The following is a 20,119-nucleotide window of genomic DNA, read 5'->3' on the forward strand; positions in this document are numbered from 1 at the left end:
CGCGATCGGAACACCAGGCGCCACTTGTCCCCACTGAGCTAGCCATGACCGTCATCAAACAGGAAGATCTGATTCAGAGCATTGCTGATTCGCTTCAGTACATCAGCTATTACCACCCGCTCGATTACATCCAGGCCTTGGGCCGCGCGTACGAACTCGAAGAGAGCCCGGCCGCCAAGGATGCGATCGCGCAGATCCTGACCAACAGCCGCATGTGCGCCGAAGGCAAGCGGCCGATCTGCCAGGACACCGGTATCGTCACGGTGTTCGTAAAGGTCGGTATGGACGTGCGTTGGGACGGTGCGACGATGGGCGTCACCGAGATGATCAACGAAGGCGTGCGCCGCGGTTATCTGAACCCGGACAACGTGCTGCGCGCTTCGATCGTCAGCCCGCCTGAAGGCGCGCGCAAGAACACGAAAGACAACACGCCGGCCGTGATCCACTACGAGATCGTGCCGGGCGACAAGGTCGACGTGCAAGTCGCAGCAAAGGGCGGCGGTTCGGAAAACAAGTCGAAGTTCGCGATGCTGAATCCGTCTGATTCGATCGTCGACTGGATTCTGAAGACCGTGCCGACCATGGGCGCGGGCTGGTGCCCGCCGGGCATGCTCGGCATCGGCATCGGCGGCACGGCTGAAAAAGCTATGGTCATGGCCAAGGAATCGCTGATGGATCCGATCGACATTCAGGACGTGATCGCACGCGGCCCGAAGGACTGGATCGAAGAACTGCGAGTGGAATTGCACGAGAAGGTCAACGCGCTCGGCATCGGCGCACAAGGTCTCGGCGGCCTCGCTACCGTGCTGGACGTGAAGATCATGGCCGCGCCGACGCACGCTGCGAGCAAACCGGTCGCGATCATCCCGAACTGCGCGGCGACCCGTCACGCGCACTTCACGCTGGATGGCTCGGGCGTGGCGAAGCTGGAAGCGCCGTCGCTGGACGCATGGCCGAAGGTGCAGTGGGAACCGAATACGGAAACCAGCAAGCGCGTCGACCTGAACACGCTGACTCCGCAAGAAGTCGCCGGCTGGAAGCCGGGCCAAACGCTGCTCTTGTCCGGCAAGATGTTGACGGGCCGCGACGCTGCGCACAAGCGTATCGCCGACATGCTCGCAAAGGGCGAAAAGCTGCCGGTCGACTTCACGAACCGCGTGATCTACTACGTCGGCCCGGTCGATCCGGTGCGCGACGAAGCCGTTGGCCCGGCAGGCCCGACCACCGCGACGCGCATGGACAAGTTCACCGAGACGATGTTGTCGCAAACCGGTCTCATTTCGATGATCGGTAAAGCCGAGCGTGGCCCGGTCGCGATCGAGTCGATCAAGAAGCACAAGGCCGCCTATCTGATGGCCGTGGGCGGCGCGGCGTACCTCGTGTCGAAAGCGATTCGCAGCGCGAAGGTTCTCGCGTTCGAAGATCTGGGCATGGAAGCGATCTACGAGTTCGACGTGCAGGACATGCCTGTGACGGTCGCCGTCGATTCGACCGGTACCTCGGTGCATCAGACCGGCCCGAAGGAATGGCAAGCCAGGATCGGCAAGATTCCGGTCGCGACGGTTTAATTCGCCGCTAACGCCTGTCACGTCTGTCAAGAAGCCGGGGCTGCAGTTCAGGTCCCGGCTTTTTCATTGCTGCGCGAGACGGGGCACGTGACGCCGGGGACAAAGTTAAAAGATGTGTCTGTTTCCTTGGCTTTTTCAGGTCTGGCGTTTATTGTTGTTGAAAATTCAAAGCCCCCATAAGGAATTCCCATGCAAGGCGACAAGAAAGTTATCGAGTATCTGAACGCTCAACTGAAGAACGAGCTCACCGCCATCAACCAGTACTTCCTGCACGCGCGGATGTACAAGCACTGGGGCCTCGAGAAACTCGGCAAGCATGAATACGACGAATCAATTGGCGAAATGAAGCACGCCGACTGGTTGATCGAACGCGTTTTCATGCTCGACGGCCTGCCGAACCTGCAAGATCTGCACAAGCTGCTGATCGGCGAGGAAACCAAAGAAATCCTCGAATGCGATCTGAAGCTCGAACAGATTTCACAAAGCACCTGTAAAGAAGCGATCGTGTATTGCGAATCGGTTCGCGATTTCGTCTCGCGCGAAATTTTCGTGAAGATTCTCGACGACACCGAAGAACACATCGACTGGCTCGAAACCCAGATCGACCTGATCGACAAGATCGGCATTCAGAACTACCAGCAAACCGCGATGGGTCCGATCGAATCCTGATCGAATCACGTTGCAAAAGCCCGCGCGTCGGATCGTGGGCTGGCGCCTACGCCATTTCATTTGTCGGCTTATTTGCCCGGATAGGCGCCGCGCGGACGATATACTTGCGCACTTCCCTGTTTTCTTGAGCTTGCCGTGACCGCTGCGCCGCGCGCGTCCTCTTCGCCTATGTCCGCCGAATCGCCGTCTTCGAGTGCCCGGATTGTCACCCCACGTGCCGATTCGCGGGCGCCAGTCGGCATTTTCGATTCCGGTCTGGGCGGTTTGTCGGTGCTGCGCGCGGTCCGCACGCAACTGCCCGACGAAGCGCTCATCTACGCGGCCGACTCGCTCTACGCCCCCTACGGCGAACGCGATGACGACTTCATCGCAGACCGCACTCTCGCGATCTGCGAATGGCTGGTCAAGCAAGGCGCGAAGGCGCTGGTGGTCGCGTGCAATACGGCGACCGCGCAGTCGATCGCGCTGGTCCGCGAAAAGCTGCCTGTTCCGTTGGTGGGCGTTGAACCGGGCATCAAGCCGGCGGCGTTGCAGTCTAAAACCCGGGTCGCCGGCGTGCTTGCCACGCAGGTAACCTTGCGCAGTGCCCGCTTTCAGGGGCTGTTGGAGCGCTACGCCGCGGATTGTCGCTTCCTCTGTCAGCCGGGGCACGGGCTCGTGCAGGCGGTGGAACGCTGCGACGTAGGTTCGGCGGAACTCCGCACGTTGCTGCACAGCTACCTGCAGCCCATGCTCGACGCCGGCGCCGACACACTGGTACTCGGCTGCACTCACTACCCATTTCTCGATGCGGCGATCTGCGACATCGTCGGCGACCGGCTGGCGCTGATCGATACGAGCGTGGCCATTGCGCGTCAGCTGGAACGGGTGCTCGGCCAGCACGGCCTGCGCGCCACTCCGGAAGGCGCAGATACCGCTCCGCCCCGTTTCTATTCGACCGGCGACGGCACGCATCAGCAACAACTTGCCGCGACTCTTCTGCAGATCAATGCGGCGGTTGAACAGGTCGTGATCCCTTCGCGCCGCACGGCAGCGCCGGATTCCCAAGCCGCATAAAGCCGGCCCGCGCCCCGCTTTGGGGCCGCCGCGCGGCCTTTTTGCGCGCTTTTTAGACGTATTTGCGCCCTTTCGGCCGCTCCCGCAAAATCCATCCCACAGACGAAATCCCTTCTAACAGTCTGGTTTTGTTACAAAAATTCCCGCAGGACGCTTGCCAAACGGGTCAAACAAAATGATAATAATTCGCATTAACGTTAGCTATGACGCCCTGCCATGATTGTCTGTGTCTGCAAGTCTGTTTCTGACCGAAAGATCCGTGCCTCGATCGCGGAAGGCGTCGATTCGTTCGACGAGCTTCAATTCGAACTGGGCGTCGCCTCCTGCTGTGGCAAGTGCGCGGACTCCGTGCGCGATGTGATGATGAAAAGCGGCGTATGTGCCAGCCGCTGCGGCATCGACCATCACTCCCAAGCCGTGCCGCTGACGTTTTACGAACGCAAGGCCGCCTGAGGCCGGATTTTAGGGCGCGGCCCACGCCGCGCCTCCGGCGCTCACTGCCCCACCGCTTTATGCGCCGCTTCGTGCGTCGCTTCGTGCGTACCCACTGCCGTCAGCAAGCCAGTATCCGTACCAGCCAGCTACCCGCTCACCCGTTAAAAGGAGTTCGAGATGGAATTGCTGATTGGTTTCGTGACTACTTTGTCCATTTCGCTGCTGATCTTCCGAACATGACGACGTCTTGTCTGACGCGCTGTGCCAACAGCGCGCCGCCACGCTAACATGCAGGCCTCGCATACCGTTTCAGCCGGCGCTACGCCGGCTTCGTCCGCCAGAATGAATTTCCGTGTCTTGACCACGACTGTCGCGGTCGCCGCGGTTCACGTCGCGTTGCTGGCCGTGGTCCTGACGTTGCGTCATGAACCCGTGCAGCCGCCGCTCGAATCGCGCGTCATGACTGCGCAGTTGCTGGCTCCGGCGCCAGTCGCCGCGCCCGTCGCGCTGCAGTCGATCGCGCCGCCGCCTCCTAAGCCCACTCCGCCGGTTCATACCAAGCCCAAGGTTCAGCCGAAGCCGACACCGACGCCCAAGCCAACGCCTACGCCGTTGCCGGAGGCCGCCGCGCCGTCGCCTACACCGGTCGCAGCGCCTGATCCGACGCCGCCCGCGGCCGCCGCAATGGCTGCTCCGGCTCCTCAGGCTGCCCCGGCGATCGGCCGTCAGACGATGGAGATCACCGCACCGAAGAACGTCTCGCACCTCGACTGCAATATCGCCAGGCCGGAATACCCATCGCTTTCGAAGCGACGCGGCGAAACCGGCACCGCATACGTGAAGTTCGTGGTCGGCCTGACCGGCAAACTAGAGAACGTCGAACTGAAAAAGAGCAGCGGCTTCAGTCGCCTTGACGACGCCGCGCTCGCCGCCGTGCATGCGAGCGCCTGCAAACCGTACCTCGAGAATGGCCAACCGGTTCGGGCCGCATATACCCAGCCTTACGACTTCAATCTGAACGATTGAGGCCGATTTTAAAAAAGGAATTGCAATGCAAAACTACGGATTGGCGCACGTGTGGGCGCAAGGGGATTTCGTGACGCGTGGTATCGCGCTCGCGCTGCTGGTCATGTCGGTGATGTCGTGGAGCGTGATCGTCGTCAAAGGCTGGAACGTGATGCGCCTGAAGCGTCTCACGAAGAATGCCGAGCAGGCGTTCTGGCATTCGGACGATCTCGCCGACGGCGTGAAGAAGCTCGGCGCCGGATCGTCGACGCCGCAGGACAACCCGTTCCTCGCGCTGGCGCTGTCGGGCCAGGAAGCGGCCGACCATCATCACCAGACCCAGCCGCATCTGCACGATCGCATGGACGTGTCGGATTGGGTCACGCGCTGCCTGAAGGACACGATGGATGAAAGCGTCGCGCGCATGCAGAGCGGTCTGGCGATTCTCGCGTCGATCGGCAGCACGGCGCCGTTCGTCGGACTGTTCGGCACGGTATGGGGCATCTATCACGCGTTGCTGGCGATCGGCGCGAGTGGCCAGTCGTCCATCGATCAGGTCGCCGGCCCGGTCGGCGAAGCGCTGATCATGACCGCGTTCGGCCTGTTCGTCGCGATTCCGGCCGTGCTCGGCTACAACGCACTGACGCGCGCCAACAAGACGATCGTTGCCAAGCTGAGCCGCTTTGCGCATGGCCTGCATGCGTTCTTCGTGACGGGCGCCCGTCTGTCGTCGTCCCGACGCGGCGACGGTTTGCGCCTCGCCACGCGCACCAACTGATCGACGAGGCATTCCGATGGCAATGAGCCCCTTCGCCGGCGACGATGACGACGGCCTGATGAACGAAATCAACATGACGCCGCTCGTCGACGTGATGTTGGTTCTCCTGATCGTCTTCATGGTGACGATTCCTGTGATTCGTCACGCCGTCAAGATCGATCTGCCGCACGCAAGCAGTCAGAAGGAAGATACCAGGCCCGCGCAAGTGACGGTCGTCGTCGATGCGGGTGGCAATGTGTTGTGGGACGACAAGAAGGTCGACGACGCTGCGCTGCGCGCGAAGATTGCGCAGGCCGCACAAGCGAATCCGCAACCGGAGCTGCATCTGGATGCGGATCGCAAAGTCGCGTACGAAAAAGTGGCGGAAGTGATGTCGGCGGCGCAGGCCGGCGGCCTCACGAAGATCGGCTTCGTCACGCAGCCTAAAGGTAAGTGAGTCGCGCATCGACGCACTGCGCCGCGGCCACCCAGTGGCCGCCGAAACCGCGGAAAACCCCTTGAAACAAGGGGTAAAAGTAAAAGGCCTTCATCGTCAGATGAAGGCCTTTTTTTGTGCGCACTCGGCGCCTTCGGGCGGCGGATCATTTGCCATCAGAAGACGACTGATAGCTCGAGTCTCCGCATGCGACAGCCGTGATCGACACGGACAGCGCGGTCAGCCCTATCAGGCCGACTATCATAGCGGCCATGAGTTTTCGCATAAGAGACTCCTTAGCGAAGGGATTTCACTATAGGCCCAGGAGCGCGCGCATTCAAGCAAACCGCCATTGAAAGTACTCATGACAGGCCGCGCTTAAATGCTAAAAGCGATCTTGCAGCACGTAAGACGTGCTATGACGCGACCGCGAGCACCGGTTGCGCAGCGGCTTTCTCCTCGCGCGCAGGACACTCGCCCGTGATGTGTTTACCGTCGTCCGGATCGAGCATCTCCACCAGATAATCGACGAATGCGCGTACGGCCGGCACCATCCCCTGCCGCGAGACGAATACCGCGTACAACTGCGGCGTCGGAAAGGTCCAGCCCGGCATCACCGGCGACAACTGCCCCGCGCGCAACGCGCTGCCGTACATCATCTCCGGCAACGCGGCAATACCGACGCCTGACAGCGCCGCTTCGCGAATCGTCATGAGATCGGCGGTCACGAGGCGCGGTTCGTGTTCGTGCGCGTGGCGCGTGCCGTCAGGGGCGATCAGGTTGAATACGTGGCGACCGTCGCCCGTCGGCACGTCGAGCGTGTCGAAACGGTTCAGATCGGCAGGCAACAGCGGCGGCGCATTCTGCTGCAACAGGCTCGGCGCGCCGACCAGCATTTGCTGCGTGCGCCACAGCGGCCGCACGACGATGTTGGCGTTTTCCGGCGGATCGGAGCGCACCCGCAACGCGACATCGATCGAATCCTCGAACAGATCGACCACGCGGTTTGTTACCCGCATCACCACGCGCACCTCCGGGTAGCGATGCATGAATTCAGGCAGGATCTGCGACAGAATGGTCTGCGAGATCGTCACAGGCACGCTCACGCGCACGTTGCCGCGTGGCGACGAACGCAGTTGCTGCACGACGTTGACGGCCGCCTGCGCTTCGCTCAGCATCGCCTGACAATGCTGGTAGAACAGCTGTCCGGCTTCGGTGAGCGCCAGCTTGCGCGTGGAACGCTGCAGCAAACGCACACCTAGCGACGCTTCCAGCTCGGTCAGCCGGCGTGACAAACGCGACTTGGAGATACCGAGCACGCGCTCGGCGGCGGAAAAACCGCCGTGTTCGACGACCTGCGAGAAATACATCAGGTCATTCAGATTGTGTGAATCGATCTTCATCTCATCGTTCCATTAATAGAACAATCCATTGCGTGACGACGGCTGGCACCGCGAAAAACGGTCCCTATAATAGCTCCATGTTTCAAAAATAGCGCTATTCCCCATTTTTCGAGGTGACTTTGATGAGCACGACACGCACGATCGAACGCACGTTTCCCGCCGTTCGCACGACCGAAGGCGGCGGCTTTATCGTCCACCGCCCGTTTCCGACCCGCCTGTTGATGGACTTCGATCCGTTCCTGCTGCTCGACGAAATGGGCCCGATCGACTATGCGCCGGGCGAGGCCAAAGGCGCGCCCGACCATCCGCATCGCGGCTTCGAGACGGTCACTTATGTGCTCGAGGGCCAGTTCGGCCATAAGGATTCGGCGGGCCATTCGGGCACGCTGCATGCCGGCGACGTGCAATGGATGACCGCAGGCGCAGGCGTCGTGCATAGCGAAATGCCGGACCCGTCGTTCGTGCGCACCGGCGGGCGCGTACACGGCTTGCAGTTGTGGGTGAATCTGCCGCGCCGCGACAAGATGATTGAGCCGCGCTACCAGGAGATGCCGTCGTCGAGCATTCCCGTGGCGACGTCCGCGGACGGCAAGGTGCGCGTCAAGGTGATCGCCGGCGAGGCGCTCGGTGTGAAAGCTGCGATCGAAACCCGCACGCCGATTCTGTATCAGCATTTCTCGCTGCAACCCGGTGCAACTATCCAGCAACCGGTGCCGGCCGACTATCGCGTGTTTGCTTATAGCCTTTCCGGCAAGGGCTTCTACGGCGAAGGCGAAGCGCGCCAGGAAATCGACGCGCAGAAAATGGTCGTGTTTCAAAACGACGGGGATACGGTCACACTCACGGCCGGCACCGAGCCGCTCGACGTGCTGCTGCTCGGCGGCGTGCCGCTGAAAGAACCGGTGGTGCGCTACGGCCCGTTCGTGATGAACACGGAAGATGAAATCCGCCAGGCAGTCGTCGACTATCAGGCCGGGCGCATGGGTGCGATCACGCACTGATTGACCGCGCCGAATCGCGCCGACGCTGAAGATCGCGGTAGCGCGGTGGCTACCAGCGCGCTACCGCCCGCTCGTGGCCCAACACACCGCCCGCGCTTCAGCCCATGGCGCGAAGGCCGGTAAATTCGTTCACAATAGCGATTCATGCCGCGCGCCGCGCCGTTCAACCTAACGGACCGTGGCGCGCGGCGATTTCCGTCCCTGTTCAGGAGCGCGCATGGCAGAGTCCACCGTCACCGCCCACATCGGTTCGACGAATTACCAGGTCTTTTTCGACGACGGCAAGCACACGTGGCTCGCCGACGAACCTGAGTCGCTTGGCGGCGGTGATCGCGGGCCGACGCCTGTCGCGCTGCTGCTGTCGAGCCTCGGCGCCTGCACGTCGATCACGCTGAAGATGTACGCTCAGCGCAAAGACTGGCCACTTGCCGGCGTGCGCGTGGCGCTGTCGATGGAAACCGGCGATGCGGGCTCCACCATCGACCGCAAGATCCTGCTGGAAGGCGATCTGTCCGATGAGCAGCGGGAACGGCTCTTGCAAATTGCCAATGCGTGCCCGGTTCACAAGATCCTCACGCATTCGATTACGATCCGTTCGGGTCTTGCCGTCGCCTGATGCACGAATGACCCTGGCGTGCAGGCATCGGCTGACCACGCCGCACGTATTGCAACGCTTTCATAGGACGCTGTCGTTTTGAATTTCGAACACCTTATCCAGATCAACGATCCGTTGAATCCACTAGTCGACTCGATGACCCGCGAGCAGTTGTGGGAAGGTCTCGTGCTGCGCGCCGAACAGCCGCAACTGTTCGTGATCGGACTCGACAGTTGCACCATCCTTTCGCGCGAAGGCAACACGCTCGAACGGGAGTTGCACTACGGCCAGGCCACCGTGCGCGACCGTGTCACGCTGCAAGATAGCCAGAGCGTGCGCTACGACATTCTGCCGACGGCGGACTATGTCGGCGGCTCGCTGACCATGACCATCGAGCAACCCGACGAGCTGCAACTGTTCCTGCGCTTCGAATACACGACCACCCTGCCCGTCTCGGACGACCGGGACGCCGTGCAGACGCAGGAAATCGTGAAGTCGGCGTATCGCGAGAACGATATCGATACCGTGCGGCTGATTCGTCAGTACGTGCAAACCAGGCAGGAACCCGGTTCGCTGCATTGAATTGCGCGCGGGCGCTCTGCCCGCGCCGCCACGCTGCATTGCTTGAGGCCGCTATACAAAGGCGGCCGCACCGCTCCCTTGTCGCTTTGCTTCCTTGTCGTTCAGCTATCGAAAGTCGGATCCGATCAATTTCTCTTTCTTGTAAATAGGAATTGTTATCATTTAGAATTGATCCATCGAATCGACGACAGCTAAAACGAATGACCGATCTCACGCGCTCTTCCACGCTCAGCCTGCGCCGCCCGGCGGCCGCGCTGACCAGCCGTCCGAAAGCATCGACTGCGACCACCGCGAAGCCCGCAGCGGATCGCGCCGACGGTTCGGGCGAAACGTCGAATCGGGTTGTGCGCAGCGACGCCCTGCTGCAAGGACATAGCCACGTCAGCATTGTGCATAACGGCGAAACCTACCAGTTGCGGGCGACGCGCCTAGGCAAGCTGATCCTGACGAAGTAAGGACGAATAGAGAGGTAAGTACCGGGTATTGTGGGGACCACCTCCTCGAGAGGTGTTAGGCATTAGCCAGCCACGACGGCTTGCACGTGAGAACTAGACCCCTTCGTGCAGACACCAAGCCAGCCGTCGCAGCCAGCCAGGCCGCTTTTTTGGTTCTCACCCAATGCGGATAGACGAAACGACGTGTATCGCACATGCAGAAAATGAGAAGCCGTGGGATGTCGTCATCTCCACGGCTTTTTTGGTTTAGCAAAGCGCCGATCGGGTTTCGATAGCGCGTCTAAACGTTCAGACTTACTTCGAGGCCCAGCCCCAGAACATCAGCCACCACGCGCTATCGACCACGGCCAGTGCCGCGACGAACCACACCATGGCAAGGCCGCGCTGAACGAAGCGCTCGCTGTAGCGGCGTGTGACGAGCCAAGCCAGCCACGCGCTCCACAGATTGGCGATCGCCAGAATGCCGATGCGCAGGTCGGACGCCCACCACAACGACACATGTTCCGCGCGCAGCAATGACAGCGTGGTCGCAGACAGGCCGAGAAACACGCCCGCGCCGGCAATCGGAATCAGCCCTTGCGTCAAATGATGCAGACGCACCGTGTTGAAACGCCCCAGCATGCGCGTCGCGCCCATCAGCAGCACCAGCAGCGCGGTGCCGTACACCAGCGCCGTGGCGAGGATGTAGCCGATCACCATCGTGCCGTCGAGCCAGGAGAACACATCGTTCTGCTCGGGGTAATGCGTGAACAGGAACCACGGCGCGTTGGTGTCGAGCGGCCAGGTGATGTTGTGATCGACCAGCCACGTGGCGAAGAACATCTTCAGGTCGACGAACCAGCGCGAGGCGGTCCAGTGGAATGCGCCGATCGCGATGCCGAGCAGGCCGTACAGGATCAACGCAGTGTCCCATGCGCTCGCCTGCTTGTCGCCAAGCTGCACGACCTCCGACGACGGCGCGCGCCACGTCAACGCGATCGCGTCGCGATGCCCGCTGCAACGGCCGCACATATGGCAGGCCGACGCGCCCTTCATATTGCGCAGCGGCACCAGCGGCGCGCAATTGATCGGAATCACGCGATGCCCATGCTCGCCGTTCTTGTACGAACGGCGCCACGCGTCTTCATCGACTTTGTAGTGGAATGGCGCGAGACGCGCCAGAAGCGAAAAAACCCCGTTGACGGGGCACAGATACTTGCACCAGACACGCTTCTCGCGTCCGTACAGCAAGCCGATGATCATCGCCGCGAAGGTCGAGCCGCCAAGAACCAGCAGGACTGCCTTGGGATACTGGTAGACGCTCACCATCTGTCCGTAGATGGTCGTGATGCCGAACGCGACGAACGGCCAGCCGCCCCAGCGCATCCAGCGCGGAATCGCCCAGCCGCGGCCATATTTGCTGGCGAACTCGGCGAGCGCACCTTCCGGACACAGCACGCCGCACCAGACACGGCCGAGCATCACCATCGACAGCAGCACGAAGGGCCACCAGATGCCCCAGAACACGAACTGCGCGGCGAGCGTCAGGTTGGTCCAAAGATGCGCGGTGTCGTCCGGCAACGGCATCACCGCCGGTACGAGAATCAGAAACGCGTACAGCGCTACCACAACCCACTGAATGCCGCGGATCAGGCCGCCGTGACGCTGCATCCACTGACCGGCCGCTGCGAGACGGCCGGGGCGGGTCATGACGGTACTCATGCCGCGCGTCCTGCAGTCTGCTGCGCCGGTTTGCGATTCGCACGGCGCACCAGCAGATAGACCACGGCCCAGTAAGCGGCGTAGGCGATCAGATTCATCAGCGCCGGGTGAGCGCGATAACCGGTGAGTGTCGCGACCAGCGAACCGAAGGTGCTCGAATCGTCGAGGATAGCCGACGAGTTCCACATCTGGTCGATGAGGGTTGGCAGGATTTCCTTGTCGATCAGCTTGTCGACACCGGTCTGGAACAGGCCCGCGCCGAGGAACAGCAGCATGATTTCGGTGACGCGGAAAAAGAGCCGCCACGAGAAGTACTTGCCGCCCAATTGCAGTACATAGAAGGTCAGGAATGCGAGGCCGAGGCCGATCACCACCGCGAGCATCTGGCTGCCGTCCACATGGCCGGACTGGCCGAAACCGAGGCCGTACAGGAAGATCACCGTTTCGCTGCCTTCACGTGCGATCGCCAAGGCGACCAGCAAGGCGACGCCCCACCAGTTCGAATCGTGCTTACTCTTTTGCAGCGACTTTTCCATGTCGCGCTTAAGGGATCGGCCGTGCTGCTTCATCCACAGCACCATCTGCACGATCAGCACGCACGCGACCAGCACCATCGCGGTCTGGAAATAATCCTGCGCGTCACCGGAGAGCACTTCGGTGAAACCGACCAGCGCCGCGCCCAGCGCCACCGCCGCGATGACACCGGCCGCGACGCCGCCCCACAGATAGGGCAAACCGCGGCGCGCATCGTCGTCGCCATTTTTCAACCACGCGTACAGGATGCCGACGACCAGCAAGGCCTCGACACTTTCCCGCCATACGATGAACAAAATCTGACCCATCTAGCTCTCCCTTCTCCTGCTGTGGCGAACGCGGGACTTGCTCGCGCTCGCGTCCCAGGCCGCTATTTCGCGACGATCACGCCCTGCGCCTGCTGATGAAAATCGTCGAAGAACTTGTACTCGCCCGGCTCCAGCGGAGCGATCACGACGAACGAATCCGCGCCTGGCGCCAACACTTTTTCTTTACGCAACTGGACGCTTTCGAACTCGGCCGCGCCCTTGCCGGTGTTGCGCACTTCGATCTTGATACGCTGCCCCGCCGGCACTTCGATGCGGGCCGGGTTCAGCTTGCCGTCGGTCATTTCCAGCTTGAAGGTCGGCAGGTCGGCTGCGTGCGCGGCACCCGCCAGCAGAGCTGTCATGGCAAAGATCGCGATCTTTCGGTTAATTCTCATTAGCCTTTCCGGAAAACGCGGCGCGGCGGGTTTCGTTGTCCGCGCGCCGCCTGCTGCATGCATTTCACTCATTCACGCCGGGCCACGCGGCGATGCGTGACAAGCCGTAACGATCTGCGTTTGCGGCGATCAGTAACCGCCCTTCTTGCCGATACCCGCGAACGTGAAGTCGTACTCGAGCGTAATCGGCTTGAACCACGGGCCCACACCGGTTTCCTTGTCGACATGACGGCCGAAAGCCATGTGACCGGTTTGCATCGGCGCTTCGACGATCATCTTCAGGTGGTACTTGCCCGGGCCTTGCAGCTTGACGTTGTCGCCGTAGTGCGGGCCGTCGTTGGCGACCATCGCCATCATGTCGCCCTTCTGGGTCTGACTCGAACCGGCTTTCGTCAGTTCATAGCGCACCTGCAGATACGGCATCCAGTCGCCTTCGGCGAAACCCGTCGGATTGTTCTTGACCGCGTGGATGTCGGCTTCCAGGTGGATGTCCGAATCCGACGCCTTGCGCATCATGCCTTCGGGTTCCATCGTGATCGGCTGCAGATAGACCGCGCCGATTTCCATGCCGCCCTGGATCTGCTGCTTGCCGATCGGGTATTCCGCTGCCGTTGCCGAAAGAGCCACTACCGCGGCCACGGCGGCGGCGCCACCCCGCACAAATGAAGAAATCCGCATTGAAACTCCTTGTTTTTATCTGACTGGAATCGAACCCATTGGAACAGTGCGTTGCGCATGCCTGGATGCCGCAGTCCTTGAGCGGATGCGATGGACCGGCAGCCAATCGCATTGACGAACCGCATTTATGGAACGCTAATGCGAACCATTCTCAATATTGGTTGAGTTTATCATTTATCGACGGGGAGAACAAATGCGGACGCACGCAAAGCCTTATGGCAGCAGGGTCTTAAGGCAGACTTAAGGAAGTAGGTGCGGTGTGTTGACGCGTGGCGAGGCGTGTCGCCAGTCTATGCAGACAAGGCGCGGCACATTGCCGCGCCTTGAGCGGGAGGGAGAGCTTACTGCACGCCGGGGATGTGATCGCCCACGTTGGCACCAAACACGCGCTGCCGAAGCAACGCCAGTTGATCGCGGGTCTGCGCGGCCTTTTCGAACTCGAGATTCTTCGCGTGCTCCATCATCTGCTTTTCGAGACGTTTGAGTTCCTTGGCGAGTTGCTTCTCGGACATGTCCTCGAATTTCGCCCGAGTCTGCTGTTCCTTCAACTCGGCGCGGGCATCGTCGACGTTGTACACGCCGTCAATGATGTCGCGAATGCGCTTGACCACCCCGCGCGGCGTAATGCCGCGCTCCAGGTTGTAGGCGATCTGCTTGGTGCGCCGCCGTTCGGTTTCGTCGATGGCACGGCGCATCGAGTCGGTCACTCTGTCCGCGTAGAGAATCGCCTTGCCGTTCACGTTACGCGCCGCCCGGCCAATGGTCTGGATCAGCGAGCGCTCGGCGCGCAGGAAGCCTTCCTTGTCCGAATCGAGAATCGCGACCAGCGAGACTTCCGGGATATCCAGCCCCTCGCGCAGCAGGTTGATCCCGACCAGGACGTCGAACGTGCCCAGCCGCAGATCGCGGATGATTTCGACCCGCTCCACGGTATCGATGTCGCTGTGCAGGTAGCGCACCTTGACGCCGTGATCGGCCAGAAACTCGGTCAGTTGCTCGGCCATTCGCTTGGTCAGCACGGTGACCAGCACTCGGTCGCCCACTTTGACGCGTTCGTTGATCTCGGCGAGCACATCGTCGACCTGGGTTCGCGCCGGACGCACCTCGATTTCCGGATCGACGAGGCCGGTAGGACGCACAAGCTGCTCGGCCACCTGCCCTGCCGTTTTCTTCTCGTAATCCGCCGGCGTGGCCGACACGAACACGACCTGACGCATCTTGCGCTCGAACTCGTTGAACTTGAGCGGGCGATTGTCGAGCGCTGACGGCAAGCGGAAACCGTAGTCGACCAGATTCTCTTTGCGCGCCCGGTCGCCGTTGTACATGCCGTTCAACTGACCGATCAGCACGTGTGATTCGTCGAGCAGCATCAGCGCGTCGGACGGCAGGTAGTCGACCAGCGTCGGCGGTGGCTCGCCGGGCGCCGCACCCGAGAAGTGTCGCGAGTAGTTCTCGATGCCTTTGCAGAAGCCCAATTCCTGCAGCATTTCCAGATCGAAGCGAGTGCGCTGCTCGAGCCGCTGCGCTTCGACGAGCTTGCCGTTGCTATAGAAGAATTCGAGCCGCTCGCGCAGTTCGTCCTTGATGGTTTCGACCGCGCGCACCACCGTGTCGCGCGGCGTCACGTAGTGCGACGACGGGTAGACGGTGAAGCGGGAAATCTTCTGCCGCACGCGGCCGGTAAGCGGATCGAACAGTTGCAGCGTTTCGACCTCGTCGTCGAACAACTCGATGCGCACCGCCATTTCGGCGTGCTCGGCCGGGAAAATATCGATCGTGTCGCCGCGCACGCGGAACGAACCGCGCTGGAAGTCGGCTTCATTGCGGTTGTACTGCATCGCGATCAGCCGGGCGATGATGTCGCGCTGGCCGAGCTTGTCGCCGGTACGCAACGTCAGAATCATCTTGTGATACTCGGACGGATTGCCGATACCGTAGATCGCCGATACCGTGCCGACGATGATCACGTCGCGCCGCTCCATCAGGCTCTTGGTGGCCGACAGCCGCATCTGCTCGATGTGCTCGTTGATCGACGAATCTTTCTCGATGAACAGGTCGCGCTGCGGCACGTACGCTTCCGGCTGGTAGTAGTCGTAGTACGAAACGAAGTACTCGACCGCATTGCGCGGGAAAAACTCGCGAAACTCCGAGTAAAGCTGCGCGGCAAGCGTCTTGTTCGGCGCGAACACCATCGCCGGGCGGCCGAGCCGCGCGATGGTATTGGCCATCGTGAAGGTCTTGCCGGAGCCGGTCACGCCGAGCAGCGTCTGGAACGACAAACCGTCCTCGACGCCTTCGACGAGCGTGTCGATCGCCGTGGGCTGGTCGCCGGCGGGCGGATACGGCTGGTAAAGCTGGAACGGCGAGCCTTCGAACGTGACGAATTTGGATTCGTCGAGCGTATCGTCAACTTCAGTCAGATGTTGTTCGGACATGGGGGCGGCACCGGGCCTTAGGCAAAGAACTATTCTAACGGGTTGCGGGATCGCGGGCTGAGCCGGGGCTGCGCAGGAGTGACGGCGGCGGCGGATGCTTGCGGCCCCTCTTTTCGGGGCTTGGTAGGGGCTTGCTTGCGCCGCTGGGACCCCTGCTCGGGTGGCTTCTCGTGACATTCATGGCCAACGGGCGCCGCATTTCGCTTACGCACGTCAGGCGGCCGATACAGGGGCGATTTCCCGCCGGTTTGGGGCGGCTTGCCAGCCTTCGCCGGCTTCGTCCCGGACAGATTCGTTACAGCCACATGGCGCCGGAGTGCCTGTTTTTCAAGCAAATAATTCGGTGCAACGGGCTTTGTCGCCCAAAAAATGCCCGCGGATTCGCTACAATGCCAAGCTGCGCTCGCTCGCCGATGCCCGCCCTCCGTCCGAATTGTCCGTCAGACACCTTTGGCCGGGCCGCCCGCGCTCGAAGCCGCCCTCTTTTCACTACTGCTGCCCACCCATCATGTCTCTGTTCTCCGCCGTCGAACTTGCTCCCCGCGACCCGATTCTGGGCCTGAACGAAGCCTTCAACGCCGATGCGCGCGCCACCAAGGTCAACCTTGGCGTTGGCGTGTACTTCAATGAAGAAGGCAAGATCCCGCTATTGCGCGCCGTGCGCGAGGCGGAAAAGGCCCGCGTCGAAGCCGCGCTGCCGCGTGGCTACCTGCCGATCGAAGGCATCGCGGCCTACGACGCTGCCGTGCAGAAGCTGCTGCTCGGCAACGACTCGCCGCTGATCGCCGCCGGCCGCGTCGTGACGGCACAGGCACTGGGAGGCACGGGCGCGCTGAAAATCGGCGCCGACTTCCTGAAGCGCCTGAACCCGAACACCAAGGTCGCGATCAGCGATCCGAGCTGGGAAAACCATCGCGCGCTGTTCGAAGGCGCCGGCTTTGAAGTCGTGTCCTACCCGTACTACGACGCGCGCACCCAAGGCGTGAATTTCGAAGGCATGCTAAGCGCGCTGAATAGCTATGCCGCAGGCACGGTTGTCGTGCTGCACGCGTGCTGCCACAACCCGACCGGCGTCGACCTGACTGTCGACCAATGGAAGCAGGTGGTCGAAGTCGTCAAGGCGCGCAATCTGGTGCCGTTCCTCGACATCGCTTACCAAGGTTTCGGCGACAACATCGAATCCGACGCCGCTGCAGTGCGTTTGTTCGCGGCATCGGAACTGAATGTGTTCGTGTCGTCGTCGTTCTCGAAGTCGTTCTCGCTGTACGGCGAGCGCGTCGGCGCACTGTCGATCATCACGGCAAGCAAGGAAGAAGCTGCTCGTGTGCTGTCGCAACTGAAGCGCGTGATCCGCACGAACTACTCGAACCCGCCCACGCATGGCGGCTCGGTGGTCGCAGCGGTGCTCGCCTCGCCCGAACTGCGCGCCACGTGGGAAGCGGAACTCGCCGAAATGCGCGACCGTATCCGCGCCATGCGCAACGGTCTGGTCGAACGCCTGAAGGCAAGCGGCGCAAATCGCGATTTCAGCTTCGTGAATGCACAACGCGGCATGTTCTCGTACTCGGGTCTGACGGCGCCGCAAGTGGACCGTCTGCGTGAAGAATTCGGCATCTACGCCGTGAGCACCGGCCGCATCTGCGTGGCTGCACTGAATACGCGCAACCTCGACGTGGTGGCTAGCGCGATCGCTCACGTGCTGAAGTAAGGCACTTCGGAGCGCGAGCATTCATTGCACGCGCTTTGCTGAAACTGCTTGTAGAAACGGCGCCCTTTGGGCGCCGTTTTTTATTGACCGCTGACTATCTCTGGTGGCACATATTGTCTGCGCAACGCGACTGGCACCTACGGATGGCGCGTGCTCCTGTTGCCGACTACCGGCAACTGCCGCGCTGCTGTCAGCGCCCGGCTTACCGTGCTGCCGTTTCAGCGCGAATCGCGATGAATATCGTGCGTGACAAAACCCGAGTCATTGTCGGGCATAGCCAGCCAATCAGGCTGTGCAAGCGAGTGGCGAATATCCTCCAGCCCGCTTTCCCAATGCTCACGCATGGTGGACAGGCCAAACTGGAAGTCCTTGAAGTGCCCTTCGTACTCCTTTTGCCGATAGATGAGATGGACAACGTTGTAGCGCTTCGAACACGACAGATCTTCCGCAAGCTTGCACCACGGATCGTCGCGCTGATCAGACGGCACGCGATCGAGCACCTCGCGCAACACATGCCGGAAACGCTGCGAGCGTTGCAGCATATCGGTCACGAGACGCGTGCGGCTCGAGTACTGGATGTCTTTCATACGCCCTTGAACATCGGTGATGTTGTCCGGCACGGGCCCGATCGCGCTCCATAGATCGACCTGGAATGCGAGCGTATCGCGACGCGGCGTGGACTGGATCACCTCGTAGAGCGGCGTGTTAGACATCAAGCCACCGTCCCAGTAGTACTGGCCGTCGATTTCGACTGCCGCAAAGCCCGGCGGCAACGCGCCTGAGGCCATGAAATGTTCCGGCTTCAGTTTCGTATGCGTGTTGTCGAAGTACGCGAAATTGCCCGTACCGCAATTCACCGCGCCCACCGACACGCGCATCTCACCGGAATTGATCCGGTCGAAATCACATAAAGCTTCGAGCGTCGCTTTCAGTGGCGTGGTGTCGTAGTAGCTCGCCATTTGCGGCGGTCCGGAGACGGTGGGCAACGGCGGCGGGAAGCGCGGCACGAAAAAGCCCTTTTGTCCTTCCACGATAGCGCTCATCGCCTGGCTGGCCGTGAAGGCCTTCCGAACGGCTTCACTGGAATTGAAAAATGCGTGTTCGATAAAGGCTGGCAACGGTGGGCCGAACGCCGGTTGGCAGATCGTCTCCCAGAATTGCAGCAGCCGCTCGACGCGCTTCTCCGGCGGATTGCCTGCAATGATGGCCGTGTTCAACGCGCCGATCGAAATGCCGGCGAGCCAGTTCGGCTCGATGCCGGCTTCGTAAAGCCCCTGAAAGACGCCGGCCTGATAGGCGCCCAGCGCGCCGCCGCCCTGGAGCATTAGCGCGACGGTTTCATAGTTCGGCAAATGGAGGTGCCGGCCGGGGTGCGCGGCGGGCGCCGGACCGGCGCCCTCGCCTTCCCCGTCGCCGGGCGCGCCGACGCGCGCCCGCTTGAGATTGCGTTGCGCCATGGGCACCTCCTTATTGCATATACCAGCCGTGGCTCACAATAAAGGACTGGCCGGTCAGCGCCGCAGTCGGGAAAGTGGACAGGAACAGCACCGTCTGCGCGACGTCTTCCACTGTGGTGAAGACGCCGTCGACCGTGCCCCCCAGCATCACACGCTTGATCACGTCTTCTTCGCTGATGCCGAGCTCCTTGGCCTGTTCGGGAATCTGTTTGTCGACAAGCGGCGTACGCACGAAACCGGGACACACCACGTGCGAGCGCACATTGTGCTTTGCGCCTTCCTTGGCCAGTACCCGCGAAAGCCCCAGCAACGCATGCTTGGCCGTCACATAGGCGGACTTCAGTGGCGAGGCTTCGTGCGAATGGACCGAGCCCATGTAGATCACGATGCCGCCGCGGTCGTCCTTGTACATGTGCTTGAGTGCGGCCTTGGTGGTGAGGAAAGCGCCGTCCACGTGGATTGCCTGCATCTTCTTCCAGTCGGAAAACGAGTAGTTTTCGATCGGATTGACGATCTGGATGCCGGCGTTGGAAATCAGAATGTCGATCGACCCAAACTCGGCGGCGACTTTCTCGATGCCCTGGTTGACGGCGTCTTCGTTCGTGACGTCCATCGCCACGCCGATGGCCTTGCCGCCGCCCTTTTTGATTTCTTCAGCGACGGCGTTCGCGCCGTCCTGGTTCAGGTCGGCAATCGCGACCGCCGCGCCCGCTGCGGAAAGCGTGAGGGCAATCTGCTTGCCGATGCCGCTCGCGGCGCCGGTAACCACCGCAACCTTGCCATTCAGATTCGTGTTCAATGACGACATCCAGAACCTCCATGCAGTTGATGAGCAATGAAACCACGTGCCGCAGGCGGCGTGAAGTCCGCCAAACGGCATAGGCCGTTTGGCCGAATGCTGCACTGCGGCCAACGCTGCTATTGTGCATGAACCGTGTGAA

Annotated in this window: 21 protein-coding genes; 13 read left to right on the top strand and 8 right to left on the bottom strand. The window is 61.5% G+C overall.

From position 1 onward, the window contains the following. The first annotated feature begins 44 nt into the window (after positions 1-44). From ACAX43_RS10285 to ACAX43_RS10315, 7 genes are all read left to right on the top strand, one after another. Positions 45-1,568 carry a fumarate hydratase gene (locus ACAX43_RS10285; protein WP_370708266.1) on the top strand — a complete coding sequence of 508 codons (1,524 nt, stop codon included), beginning with the start codon at positions 45-47 and terminating at the stop codon, positions 1,566-1,568. A gap of 189 nt (positions 1,569-1,757) precedes the next feature. Continuing rightward, positions 1,758-2,237, top strand: a complete 480-nt coding sequence (gene bfr / locus ACAX43_RS10290) for a bacterioferritin (RefSeq protein WP_370708267.1) — start codon at positions 1,758-1,760, stop codon at positions 2,235-2,237. A gap of 168 nt (positions 2,238-2,405) precedes the next feature. Next, a complete protein-coding gene (gene murI / locus ACAX43_RS10295; RefSeq protein ID WP_370708327.1) occupies positions 2,406-3,293 on the top strand; it encodes a glutamate racemase in 888 nt (295 codons plus the stop codon). A gap of 216 nt (positions 3,294-3,509) precedes the next feature. After that, the gene (locus ACAX43_RS10300; protein ID WP_370708268.1) at positions 3,510-3,746 is read left to right on the top strand and encodes a bacterioferritin-associated ferredoxin; all 237 of its coding nucleotides are present in this window, start codon (positions 3,510-3,512) and stop codon (positions 3,744-3,746) included. A 270-nt stretch (positions 3,747-4,016) separates the two neighbouring features. Continuing rightward, a complete protein-coding gene (locus ACAX43_RS10305) occupies positions 4,017-4,754 on the top strand; it encodes an energy transducer TonB (protein WP_370708269.1) in 738 nt (245 codons plus the stop codon). 25 nt (positions 4,755-4,779) lie between these two features. Further along, on the top strand, positions 4,780-5,511 hold the full coding sequence (locus ACAX43_RS10310; protein WP_370708270.1) for a MotA/TolQ/ExbB proton channel family protein: 732 nt from the start codon (positions 4,780-4,782) through the stop codon (positions 5,509-5,511). 16 nt (positions 5,512-5,527) lie between these two features. Then, the gene (locus ACAX43_RS10315) at positions 5,528-5,947 is read left to right on the top strand and encodes an ExbD/TolR family protein (protein ID WP_370708271.1); all 420 of its coding nucleotides are present in this window, start codon (positions 5,528-5,530) and stop codon (positions 5,945-5,947) included. Between the two features lie 395 nt (positions 5,948-6,342). Here ACAX43_RS10315 and ACAX43_RS10320 read toward each other — a convergent pair whose 3' ends face one another. Beyond that, a complete protein-coding gene (locus tag ACAX43_RS10320) occupies positions 6,343-7,329 on the bottom strand; it encodes a LysR family transcriptional regulator (RefSeq protein ID WP_370708272.1) in 987 nt (328 codons plus the stop codon). Positions 7,330-7,451: 122 nt separating this feature from the next. Between ACAX43_RS10320 and ACAX43_RS10325 the strand changes: the two genes are divergently transcribed. From ACAX43_RS10325 to hemP, 4 genes are all read left to right on the top strand, one after another. Further along, positions 7,452-8,330, top strand: a complete 879-nt coding sequence (locus ACAX43_RS10325) for a pirin family protein (RefSeq protein WP_370708273.1) — start codon at positions 7,452-7,454, stop codon at positions 8,328-8,330. A gap of 217 nt (positions 8,331-8,547) precedes the next feature. After that, positions 8,548-8,946 carry an OsmC family protein gene (locus tag ACAX43_RS10330; RefSeq protein ID WP_370708274.1) on the top strand — a complete coding sequence of 133 codons (399 nt, stop codon included), beginning with the start codon at positions 8,548-8,550 and terminating at the stop codon, positions 8,944-8,946. A gap of 78 nt (positions 8,947-9,024) precedes the next feature. Further along, the gene (locus ACAX43_RS10335) at positions 9,025-9,507 is read left to right on the top strand and encodes an SRPBCC family protein (RefSeq protein ID WP_370708275.1); all 483 of its coding nucleotides are present in this window, start codon (positions 9,025-9,027) and stop codon (positions 9,505-9,507) included. Positions 9,508-9,707: 200 nt separating this feature from the next. Beyond that, the gene (gene hemP / locus ACAX43_RS10340; RefSeq protein ID WP_370708276.1) at positions 9,708-9,962 is read left to right on the top strand and encodes a hemin uptake protein HemP; all 255 of its coding nucleotides are present in this window, start codon (positions 9,708-9,710) and stop codon (positions 9,960-9,962) included. A gap of 294 nt (positions 9,963-10,256) precedes the next feature. Here hemP and ACAX43_RS10345 read toward each other — a convergent pair whose 3' ends face one another. The 3 genes from ACAX43_RS10345 to ACAX43_RS10355 form a co-directional block, all read right to left on the bottom strand. Then, entirely contained in the window at positions 10,257-11,663 is a 1,407-nt protein-coding gene (locus ACAX43_RS10345) for a 4Fe-4S binding protein (RefSeq protein WP_370708277.1), read from the bottom strand. Further along, complete coding sequence (locus tag ACAX43_RS10350) at positions 11,660-12,505, bottom strand: FTR1 family protein (RefSeq protein ID WP_370708278.1); 846 nt, start codon at positions 12,503-12,505, stop codon at positions 11,660-11,662. Before ACAX43_RS10350 ends, ACAX43_RS10345 begins: the two co-directional genes overlap by 4 nt. A 62-nt stretch (positions 12,506-12,567) precedes the next feature. After that, on the bottom strand, positions 12,568-12,900 hold the full coding sequence (locus ACAX43_RS10355) for a cupredoxin domain-containing protein (RefSeq protein ID WP_370708279.1): 333 nt from the start codon (positions 12,898-12,900) through the stop codon (positions 12,568-12,570). On the opposite strand from ACAX43_RS10355, the gene ACAX43_RS10360 reads away from it, so the two are divergent. Beyond that, entirely contained in the window at positions 12,866-13,000 is a 135-nt protein-coding gene (locus tag ACAX43_RS10360; protein WP_370708330.1) for a hypothetical protein, read from the top strand. The two genes, ACAX43_RS10355 and ACAX43_RS10360, sit on opposite strands and share 35 nt — an antisense overlap. A 29-nt stretch (positions 13,001-13,029) precedes the next feature. Here ACAX43_RS10360 and ACAX43_RS10365 read toward each other — a convergent pair whose 3' ends face one another. Together ACAX43_RS10365 and uvrB are read right to left on the bottom strand one after the other, a co-directional pair. Then, the gene (locus ACAX43_RS10365) at positions 13,030-13,578 is read right to left on the bottom strand and encodes an iron transporter (protein WP_370708280.1); all 549 of its coding nucleotides are present in this window, start codon (positions 13,576-13,578) and stop codon (positions 13,030-13,032) included. A gap of 341 nt (positions 13,579-13,919) precedes the next feature. Next, positions 13,920-16,013 (bottom strand): excinuclease ABC subunit UvrB, encoded by a 2,094-nt coding sequence (gene uvrB, locus ACAX43_RS10370; RefSeq protein WP_370708281.1) that lies wholly within the window; start codon positions 16,011-16,013, stop codon positions 13,920-13,922. Between the two features lie 508 nt (positions 16,014-16,521). Here uvrB and ACAX43_RS10375 point away from each other — a divergent pair. Continuing rightward, entirely contained in the window at positions 16,522-17,721 is a 1,200-nt protein-coding gene (locus ACAX43_RS10375) for an amino acid aminotransferase (RefSeq protein WP_370708282.1), read from the top strand. Positions 17,722-17,939: 218 nt separating this feature from the next. On the opposite strand, the gene ACAX43_RS10380 is transcribed toward ACAX43_RS10375, so the two are convergent. Continuing rightward, on the bottom strand, positions 17,940-19,178 hold the full coding sequence (locus ACAX43_RS10380) for a DUF3734 domain-containing protein (protein ID WP_370708283.1): 1,239 nt from the start codon (positions 19,176-19,178) through the stop codon (positions 17,940-17,942). 10 nt (positions 19,179-19,188) lie between these two features. Beyond that, positions 19,189-19,986, bottom strand: coding sequence for a 3-hydroxybutyrate dehydrogenase (locus ACAX43_RS10385; RefSeq protein WP_370708284.1), 798 nt, complete (start codon positions 19,984-19,986; stop codon positions 19,189-19,191). Positions 19,987-20,119 lie beyond the last annotated feature (133 nt).

It is taken from the genome of Paraburkholderia sp. IW21 (genome assembly GCF_041321145.1).
GTDB lineage: Bacteria > Pseudomonadota > Gammaproteobacteria > Burkholderiales > Burkholderiaceae > Paraburkholderia.